This is a genomic window from Micrococcales bacterium (genome assembly GCA_009784895.1).
GTDB lineage: Bacteria > Actinomycetota > Actinomycetes > Actinomycetales > WQXJ01 > WQXJ01.
On the sequence record WQXJ01000065.1, the window covers coordinates 1 to 8,655 of the forward strand.

10 protein-coding genes are annotated in these 8,655 nt (G+C 63.3%); 1 reads left to right on the top strand and 9 read right to left on the bottom strand.

The window, feature by feature from the left end; all coding sequences use genetic code 11:
* The 9 genes from FWD29_09225 to rpsB all read right to left on the bottom strand — a co-directional run.
* Positions 1 to 181 (bottom strand): hypothetical protein (locus tag FWD29_09225; protein ID MCL2804111.1); only part of this gene is annotated, 181 nt, incomplete at its 3' end.
* Between the two features lie 205 nt (positions 182 to 386).
* Positions 387 to 737: a hypothetical protein gene (locus FWD29_09230; protein ID MCL2804112.1), complete on the bottom strand. Its 351-nt coding sequence runs from the start codon at positions 735 to 737 to the stop codon at positions 387 to 389.
* Positions 738 to 909: 172 nt separating this feature from the next.
* Positions 910 to 1,458 carry a DivIVA domain-containing protein gene (locus tag FWD29_09235; protein ID MCL2804113.1) on the bottom strand — a complete coding sequence of 183 codons (549 nt, stop codon included), beginning with the start codon at positions 1,456 to 1,458 and terminating at the stop codon, positions 910 to 912.
* Positions 1,458 to 2,723 carry a radical SAM protein gene (locus tag FWD29_09240; protein MCL2804114.1) on the bottom strand — a complete coding sequence of 422 codons (1,266 nt, stop codon included), beginning with the start codon at positions 2,721 to 2,723 and terminating at the stop codon, positions 1,458 to 1,460. The genes FWD29_09235 and FWD29_09240 overlap by 1 nt, the downstream gene beginning before the upstream one ends.
* Before the next feature lie 159 nt (positions 2,724 to 2,882).
* Entirely contained in the window at positions 2,883 to 3,734 is an 852-nt protein-coding gene (locus FWD29_09245; GenBank protein ID MCL2804115.1) for a phosphatidate cytidylyltransferase, read from the bottom strand.
* A complete protein-coding gene (gene frr / locus FWD29_09250; GenBank protein ID MCL2804116.1) occupies positions 3,734 to 4,291 on the bottom strand; it encodes a ribosome recycling factor in 558 nt (185 codons plus the stop codon). Before frr ends, FWD29_09245 begins: the two co-directional genes overlap by 1 nt.
* Before the next feature lie 45 nt (positions 4,292 to 4,336).
* On the bottom strand, positions 4,337 to 5,083 hold the full coding sequence (gene pyrH, locus FWD29_09255) for a UMP kinase (GenBank protein ID MCL2804117.1): 747 nt from the start codon (positions 5,081 to 5,083) through the stop codon (positions 4,337 to 4,339).
* A 3-nt stretch (positions 5,084 to 5,086) separates the two neighbouring features.
* Positions 5,087 to 5,929, bottom strand: a complete 843-nt coding sequence (gene tsf / locus FWD29_09260) for a translation elongation factor Ts (protein ID MCL2804118.1) — start codon at positions 5,927 to 5,929, stop codon at positions 5,087 to 5,089.
* A gap of 39 nt (positions 5,930 to 5,968) precedes the next feature.
* The gene (rpsB, locus tag FWD29_09265; GenBank protein MCL2804119.1) at positions 5,969 to 7,060 is read right to left on the bottom strand and encodes a 30S ribosomal protein S2; all 1,092 of its coding nucleotides are present in this window, start codon (positions 7,058 to 7,060) and stop codon (positions 5,969 to 5,971) included.
* 552 nt (positions 7,061 to 7,612) lie between these two features.
* On the opposite strand from rpsB, the gene FWD29_09270 reads away from it, so the two are divergent.
* Positions 7,613 to 8,185 (top strand): peptidoglycan DD-metalloendopeptidase family protein, encoded by a 573-nt coding sequence (locus tag FWD29_09270; GenBank protein MCL2804120.1) that lies wholly within the window; start codon positions 7,613 to 7,615, stop codon positions 8,183 to 8,185.
* Positions 8,186 to 8,655: the final 470 nt, after the last annotated feature.

Genomic DNA, 8,655 nt, shown 5'->3' on the forward strand with positions numbered 1-8,655 from the left:
GCAACTCGTCACTGGCCTGGCCCGAAACAAGAGCCACCGGGTCGGTGGCAAGCCCTTGGAGGGCTGAAGCCACTTGGTTCGCTTGTTCCTGAAGCGACGGGACTGTGCTGCCGCAGGCGCCCAGGCCCAGCCCCAGGGCAACCGACGCGGCCCAAGCCACAGCGACTCTCGCCAGCTTCATAGCGATCCTCATTTTCTCTTGAATCACCACCGGTACAACTCTGGCTCCCGCTAGTAGAACGCCAGCGGCTGAGCCCCACTCTTAGTCCCTCGTGTAACTTGGCGCGCGACTTGCGCGACCTCAACGTCACGGGAGGCGGAGAGCTCCCTCGACTAAACCTTGGAGTCGGCTTGAAGCCAGGTTCCGTCCCCGAAGGGATGATTGGCTACCAGAGCGTGCCGCCGCCGAGGGCCATCATTATGGCTGCCAGGATTCCCAAAACAAGGCCCACAACAGCGGGACCGGTCCCGACCTGGATATTCTTCCCTTTGACAATACCGACAATCCCGAAAATGAATGCTAGGAGGCCACAAGGGGCAGCGACAAATATCCCAATAAAGGGGAACGCCGCGAACAACACGGCAATGATGCCGAGGACCATCGCGGCAGTGGCCATTCCGTTTTTGCGAAGGAGCTGGGCCGGGTATCCTGCAAACGGTACGCCTTGCTGCGCGTAAGCAGCGGGCTGCTGTTGGGGGTAAGGTTCCGGGGCTGGATTAGGTGGGTGGACAGACATCAAAAGATCCTTCTTTGGACGACACAGGGGCAATGATGGGGCGCCGTTGCCAGCTAGACCACCGTCGCAGAGCCTACATCTGTGCCGAGAGGCGGGTCAACACCCTCGCGATAGCACTTGCGGTATCCCGCATCCCTGGTACCTGGCCTAGGCAGCCCCACCAAGCTGGGTGCTACTCGGCCGCCACAAGCACCTCAAGCGCCCGGTCCAAAAAGGCATCGACCGGCGCTTGACCATAGGATTTTTTCGACTTGGTCGGGGAAAAGACGGCGTAGCGGATCTCGTTCGACTTCAGAGCCACACCCTCGTTGAAATAGGCCGAAAGCCGGTTCATCAGAGCGTCGACCTGTTGGATTTGGTAGCCGTACTGGCCCCGGTCCGGTGGGGCGAAGCGCTGGCCGGCCGGGCGGCCTAGCCGGTCGTACAACGTGGTGGCCCGCTCAACAATCTTGTCCAGCCAGGCCTGCTGGCCGTGTTGGGCGATGAACAGTGACCTCTCTTTGCGGGCGAAGGCCACATCCAGGCGGTCCAGGGCGCCATCGACCTGGCCTTCGTCGTAACCACCGCGGATCTGCGAAAAGGCCACGGTGCGGACATCTACCGGCGCCATTTCGCCCGCCGTGCCGCCCTCATAAACGGCCTGAGCCCGCTGGAAAAACTCGTCGACTTCGCGCGGATCGTAGCCGCGACTACCCTTGGCTCGGCGAAACAGGTCTGCCATCAAACCATCTCCTTTTCCTTGGCGGCCAGCTGGCCGCAGGCCCCGTCGATCTCCCGCCCCCGCGTGTCACGCAGCGTTACCGCCAGGCCCGCCCCCGCCAAGACCTGCACAAAGGCCGTCTGATCCTGGGGCCGGCTGGCCTTCCATACACTACCCGCCACCGGGTTGAGGGGGATCGGATTGACGTGAGCCCAGCCGGTCCCATAGTGGCTGATCCGCTCGGCCAGCAGGCGGGCCCGCCACTGTTGATCATTGATACCGCCAATCAGCGCATACTCGATGGAGACCCGCCGTCCGGTGGCAAGGAAGTAGTCATGCGCCGCCGCCAGGACCTGGCGCACAGGATGGCGCCGGTTGATTGGCACCAGGCGGTCGCGGGTTTCATCATCCGGCGCGTGCAGCGACAGGGCTAATCGCACCGGCAGGCCTTCTTCGGCCAGCCGCCCGATGCCGTTTACCAAACCACAGGTAGAAACCGTCACCTTGCGCGCAGAGATGCCAAAGCCGGCGTTGGGTTCGGCCGTGATGGCGCGCAATGCCGTTGCCAATGCCTTGTAGTTGGCCAGCGGCTCTCCCATGCCAAGAAAAACAACATTGGATAGTCGTCTTGGCTGAGTCTGCGGAACCTCGGTTTCGCTGCCGGTGGCGGGCTGACCAGCCCTTTTGCCGCGAGACTGAGCTTCGGCATAATCGGCGTGATCCGCTGCTGATCGAGTCTGCAAAACCTCGGTTTCGCTGCCGTTGGGGGTCTGCCCATCCCTCTTGTCGCGAGACCGAGCTTCGGCATAAAACGGGTGGAGGTCGCCGCTCTGGGCTAGGGCGGCGGCTTGGCGGACCTGCTCGACCATCTCGGCGGCAGACAAATTGCGCAGCAGGCCGAGGTGGCCGGTGGCGCAGAACGGGCAACCAATGGCGCAGCCGGCCTGGCTGGAGACACAGACAGTAACCCGGTCGGGGTAGGCCATGACCACGGTCTCGATCCGGGCACCATCAAACAGACGGAACAGCGTTTTGACGGTGGCGCCTTGGTCGCAGGACTGATGGGCCACCGGTGTGGCCAGGCGGGGCAAGAAACGGTCCACTAGGTCCTGGCGTTGGCCGGCCGGCAAATCCGACATTTGAGCCGGATCGTCGCTGAGGTGGGAAAAGTAGTGCTGGGCCAACTGCCTGCCCCGCATGCGGGGCAGGCCGGATTCGACCAACCAGGCATCGCGTTCAGCTGGAGACAGATCCGCCAGGTGACGCGGCGGCGTGGCCCGGCTCACGGCCGGGCTCCTTTGGCCGCGCCAGCTCCAACGACCATCTCGGAGAGCACTGGCCCAGCGGGGCCAGCATCCGCTTCAACTCCAGGGGACAGTCTGGCGGCCAGCCATGCGGCCAGAGTCAGGTCCGCCAGGTGGCGCGGCGGGTGGGCGGCCACCGCCTTAGCCTGCCCGGACCCAGGCCGTTAGCAGGATGTAGGCCAGCGGCGCTGTCAGCAGGATCGAATCAACCCGGTCCAGCACGCCACCGTGACCCGGCAACAACCAACCCATATCCTTCAAACCAAGTTCACGTTTCAGCAGCGATTCGGTCAGGTCACCCAAAGTGGCCATGAAGGCACCGCCAAAACCCAGGGCCAAACCCAGCCACCAAGGGCCGTCCAGCAATTCGATCGCCACCACGGCAACGGCGATGCTCAACAGCAGCGATCCGGCCAGGCCTTCCCACGTTTTCTTCGGGCTGACCTGCGGCGCCAGCTTGTGACGTCCCAACCAAGTGCCGGCGAAAAAACCACCGGTATCGCTCGCCACCGGCAGCAACACCAGCAACAAGACCAAAAACCGGCCCCGGTTGTGGAAATCCTCAAAGGCCAATAACACCACCAAACTAGCCAACAGCGGCAGGTAGACCACCGCAAAGAAAGCGGCATAAAGGTCACGCGCCGGCGGCAGGCGAGGGGCGACATCGGCCATGGTCCAGGCCACCGTCAAGGCAGCGGTCAAGGCCAAACCCGCCAAAACGCCAGGCGGACCGGAAATGGCGGCCGCGATTTGGGTGCCAACGCCGCCCAAAGCCAGCGGCGCAAACGGCAAGTTGATCCGGGCGTGGGTCAGGGCCTGGCTTAGTTCCCAGCTGGCCAAACCCAGGGCCACGCAGACCAGACCAACAAACGGCCAGGGACTGAACCAGACCGAAGACACCAGGACGGCAAGCAGCCCCAGGGCCACCGGCACGGCGACGGCTAAGTTACGCCCGCCGGTCTGTTTGGGTTGGGCCAAATGCGACCGAGCCATCACACCTCGAGCAGTTCGGCTTCCTTGCGGGCCAGCAGATCGTCGATTTTGGTGATGCGCTTCTTGGTCATCGACTCGAGCTCGTGTTCAGCCCGGCGGACCTCGTCCTCGCCGGCTTCGCCGTCCTTTTGGATCTTGTGCAAGGCATCCTTAGCCTTATGACGGGCCTGGCGCACGCCAACCCGGCCTTCTTCCGCCCTGGTCTTGGCCAGTTTGACGTACTCCTTGCGACGCTCGGCCGTCAGCTCCGGCATGTTGACAATAATCACGTTGCCATCGTTCGAAGGATTAACCCCCAGGTCAGACTCCCTGATGGCCTTTTCCATGGCCTTCATGGCGGATTTGTCATAGGGAGTGATGTGAACCGTGCGCGCCTCCCGGATCGCAATCGAGGCCAGCTGCTGCAAGGGCGTGTCCGCGCCGTAGTAGTCAACTGGGATTCGCTCGAACAGCGAGGCGCTGACCCGGCCGGTGCGGATGGCCGCAAACTCGGTAGCCGAGTTGTCCACCGCCTTGTCCATTCGCGCTGAGGCCTGCTTCATCACATCGCTAATCACGCCAGTACTCCTTTGTCTGTTTGGGCCGTCTGTTTGGTTAGGACCTTAAGCTGTCACCAGAGTACCCATGCGCTCGCCTTCAAGGGCCCGGCGGACTTGATCTAGACCCTCCAAGGCGAAAACCACCATTGGCAACTTGTTCTCCATGCACAGTGAAAACGCCGCCGCGTCAACCACCCGTAGACCCCTGGTCAAGGCCTCGGCGTAGGTGATGCGATCAAGTTTGGTGGCCGTGGGATCGGTGTTCGGGTCAGCCGTGTAAATGCCGTCGACCCCGTTCTTGGCCATCATCACGACTTGACAGCGGGTCTCTAGGGCGCGTTGGGCCGTGACCGTGTCGGTCGAGAAATACGGCATGCCGGCCCCGGCCCCGAAAATCACAATCCGACCCTTTTCCATATGCCGAATCGCTCTAAGCGGGATGTAGTTCTCCGCCACCTGGCCCATGGCAATAGCCGTCTGGACTCGGGTTGGTGTGCCGGCCTGTTCGCAAAAGTCCTGCAACGCCAGGCAGTTCATGACTGTGCCCAGCATGCCCATGTAGTCGGCCCTGGCGCGGTCTAGGCCGCGACCGGCTAGCTCGGCGCCGCGGAAAAAGTTGCCACCGCCAACCACCACGGCCACCTGGACTCCATTCCTGACCGCCTCGGCGATTTGACGGGCAATATCCGCCACCACATCAGGGTCGACCCCCAGTTTGCCACCGCCAAAGGCCTCGCCGGACAGTTTCAGCATGACCCGGCGGGCCCGGGGCAGGTGAAGGTTTAGCGGCTGGTCTTCGTTTGGGGGCATGGCTCAGGCGCCAACCCTGAAGCGAGCGAAACCGGTCGGTTGGCCTTGCACAGCAGCGAAGACCTTGCCCACGGTTTGCTTGGCGTCCTTGGCAAAGGCCTGGTCCACCAGAACGTTTTCCTTAAAGAAACCGTTCATGCGGCCTTCGATGATCTTGGGCATGGCCTTTTCTGGTTTGCCTTCTGCCTTGGCCGTTTCTTCGGCAATGCGCCGCTCGCTGGCCACAACCTCGGCCGGAATCTGGTCTCTCGACAAGTAGGTCGGGGAGAAGGCCGCGATGTGCATGGCCGCATCGTGGGCCACCTCGACGCCCGGTTTGTCAGTCGCCAGCAGCACGCCAACCTGCGGCGGCAAATCCGGGTTGGTCTTATGCAAGTAAAGCGCCACCGCCTCGCCGCTGACCTGGGCCACCCGACGCAACTGGAGCCGCTCGCCCACTGTCGCAGCCAAATAGTCGATAGCCGCTTGGACACTGCCGCCACCTTCAACCGGCGCGGCCAAAACCGCCTCCAGGTTATCGGTTCCCAGGTCGATGGCGGCCTGTAAAGCCTGGCCGGCCAGGGCCACGAACTTCTCAGCCTTGGCCACAAAGTCGGTTTCCGAGTTCAGCTCGATCATGGCGCCGCATTGGCCAGTCTCGGTGTCGACTACCTTGGCCGCCACCAAGCCGTCCGAGGTTGAGCGGCCTTCCCGCTTAGCCAAACCTTTGAGCCCCTTGACCCGGATGATCTCGATGGCTTTGGCGGCGTCGCCGCCGGCCTCGTCCAGCGCCTTTTTCACATCCATCATGCCGGCGCCGGTTTGCTCGCGCAGGGCCTTGATATCCGCAGTGGTGTAATTCGCCATTGTCCTCTTAGTCCTCTACTCGAATTGTCCTTTGGGCTGCTAGGCCTGGGGGGCAGTGCCCTTCAGATTGGCCTTTTCCTCGACCGGCGGTGTGACGGGCTCGGTTGGCTCGGTCACGGCCTCAGCCACCGTCTCGGCCAGGGGTTGCTCGGCTGCCTCTTCGGTTACTTCGACACCTTTGACGTCCCCGGCTGCCGCCTGGGCCAGGTCTTCTGCAGTGGCCTGGGAGGCGGCATCAGGCGGGGCCAATAGCCCTGGCGCTTCTGCCGCGACCGTCTGGGCCAAAGGCTCTAGTTCCAGCGCGCCGCCGGCCTCTTCAGCCTTGGCCACGGCTCCGGAGACCGGCTCGGTTTCACTCACAGCCAGCAGTTCTTGCTCCCATTCGGCTAGCGGCTCGGCCGGGGGGGCGTCTTCTTCAGTGTCATCGGAAGCCTTGGCGCTGTGACGCTCGACCAAACCCTCGGCCACGGCGTCGGCCATGACCCGGGTCAACAGGGCAACGGCCCTGATGGCGTCGTCATTACCAGGGATCTTGTAGTCGACATCATCCGGATCAGCGTTGGTGTCCAAAATGGCGACCACCGGAATGCCCAGTTTGCGGGCCTCATCGACGGCCAGATGCTCCTTCTTGGTGTCGACAATCCAGACGGCGGCCGGGACCTTGCCCATGGTCCTGATCCCGCCCAGGGTGCGCTCAAGTTTGTCCCGTTCGCGGCTCATCATCAGCCGCTCTTTCTTGGTGAAGCCCGAGCCAGTGCCCTCATCGAGGTTCATCTCTTCCAGCTCTTTCAACCGGTGCAGCCGCTTGGAGATGGTCTGGAAGTTGGTCAGCATCCCCCCTAGCCAGCGCTGCGAGACGTAGGGCATGCCAACCCGGCTGGCCTGCTCTTGAACGGCTTCTTGGGCCTGCTTCTTGGTGCCAACGAACAGCACCGAGCCGCCACGGGCCACAGTCTGTTTGATGAAGGCGTAGGCGTTGTCGATGTGACTGAGCGTTTGGGTCAGGTCGATTATGTAAATGCCGTTGCGCTCGGTCAAGATGAAACGCTTCATCTTGGGGTTCCACCGGCGGGTTTGGTGTCCAAAATGGACGCCGCTGTCCAGCAACTGGCGCATGGTGACAATGGCCATTGTCTTTGTCCTTTCGGTTGTCCGCCTGGGCGGCCTGTGCCGCTGGCGCCTGGCGCCCTCACCGTCCAACACCGGGCTGGTTGGCCCGGACCGAGTCGTGCGGTGGCCTTTGGGGCAAAGGGCACGCGAAGTCACCCGTCCTGGTGGAGGGGTGCCCGGCTATTGTAGCGGCTTTCGCTCGCCCGCTTTTGCCCGATGCCGGCCCGCCAGCTGGCCATGTGGCGACGGCCCCGCCTGCTTGCGGCCCGCGGTCGCCAAACCGCGGCTGAACCGCACCGTGCGCGGATTGGCTGCCAGAACCCCAGGTAGGCGACCTCCAGGCGGGCTAGCCGGCACAAGGCCGGGTGGTCATCCACAGGCCGCGGGCTTTTTGGCCGGCGGGCCGCGCTGATCCTGGTAGACCTAGGCTCATGCCGAATTGCATCTGTCTCCGCGCCGCAGATCGATCTCTACGCGCAGCAGATTCACCAAACAGGCCTGAAAAGCCTTGCCGTTTCGGTGCCCTACCCCGGAGCCCGCTGACCAACTGTCCTATGCAAACCAGGTGATGACGTGAACAGATTGGCGATGGTGCTGGTCATGGCGCTGGCGGCGTTGCCCGCCAGCGGCTTGGTCGACCAACCAGCCGAAGCTCTTGGAGGCCACCGCGCCGAAATGCTGACCGGGCACAGTGCGTTAGGCCGGCGCGCCCCAGCTCCAATTGAGTTGTGGCCAAGCTCATTGCTGGCCTTCAGCTGGCCGCTGCCTGATCCGGTCCACCTCGAACGCCAATTTGACCAACCGGCCGCCAAGTGGTTGGCCGGCCACCGTGGAGTCGACTTGATTGATGGTGAAGATGCCCCGGTCTTGGCCCCGGCGGTGGGCGCGGTCAGCTACAACGGTTTGATAGTTGACCGGCATGTGGTGGTCATCACGCACGGTGATCTGCGCTCTACCCTTGAGCCGGTGGTCAGCGCCCTGCCGGTTGGGACGGCCGTCCAGCGCGGCCAGGTCGTTGGCCAATTGGCCACCAACGAAGCCGCCCATTGTGCCGCCTGCCTGCACTGGGGCGTCAGATTGGGTCAGGACTACCTCGACCCGGCCAAACTGGTTGGCGCCGGCGCCCGCGCCGTCCTGTGGCCGTAGCCACCGGCAAGGCCAGTTGCACGGCGTGCGGCCAAACCCGGCCGTGAGCCGCGTCGAAACAAAAGAACGGCCAGTCGTGCCGATTGAGCCTGTTGGCGAGCCTAAGTGGCGAGGAACCCCGACCCTTCATGCCAAGGCTCAACCTCACCGGCGTTGGGTTCACCCTGTGCCGGGCACCACTGGATCGAGTTCACCCTGTGCCGGGCACCCCTGGATCGAGTTCGCCCTCTGCCGGGCACTGACCACGCGAAACCCCAGGTCGCGCAGGAGTGTTACCCCGGCCAGCCTCAATCTCGATCCTGGACAGCCCGGCCAGCCTCAATCTCGATCCTAAACAGCCCGGCTGGCCTCAACCTGATATGTGGTGTGGTTTGTCAAGTGGGCATGGGGCGATGGCGTGCCCGCCCGGGCTGACGGACACGCCACCAATTGTGGTCTAGGTGGGCTTGGCCTGGATCTCAGCAGTCAGA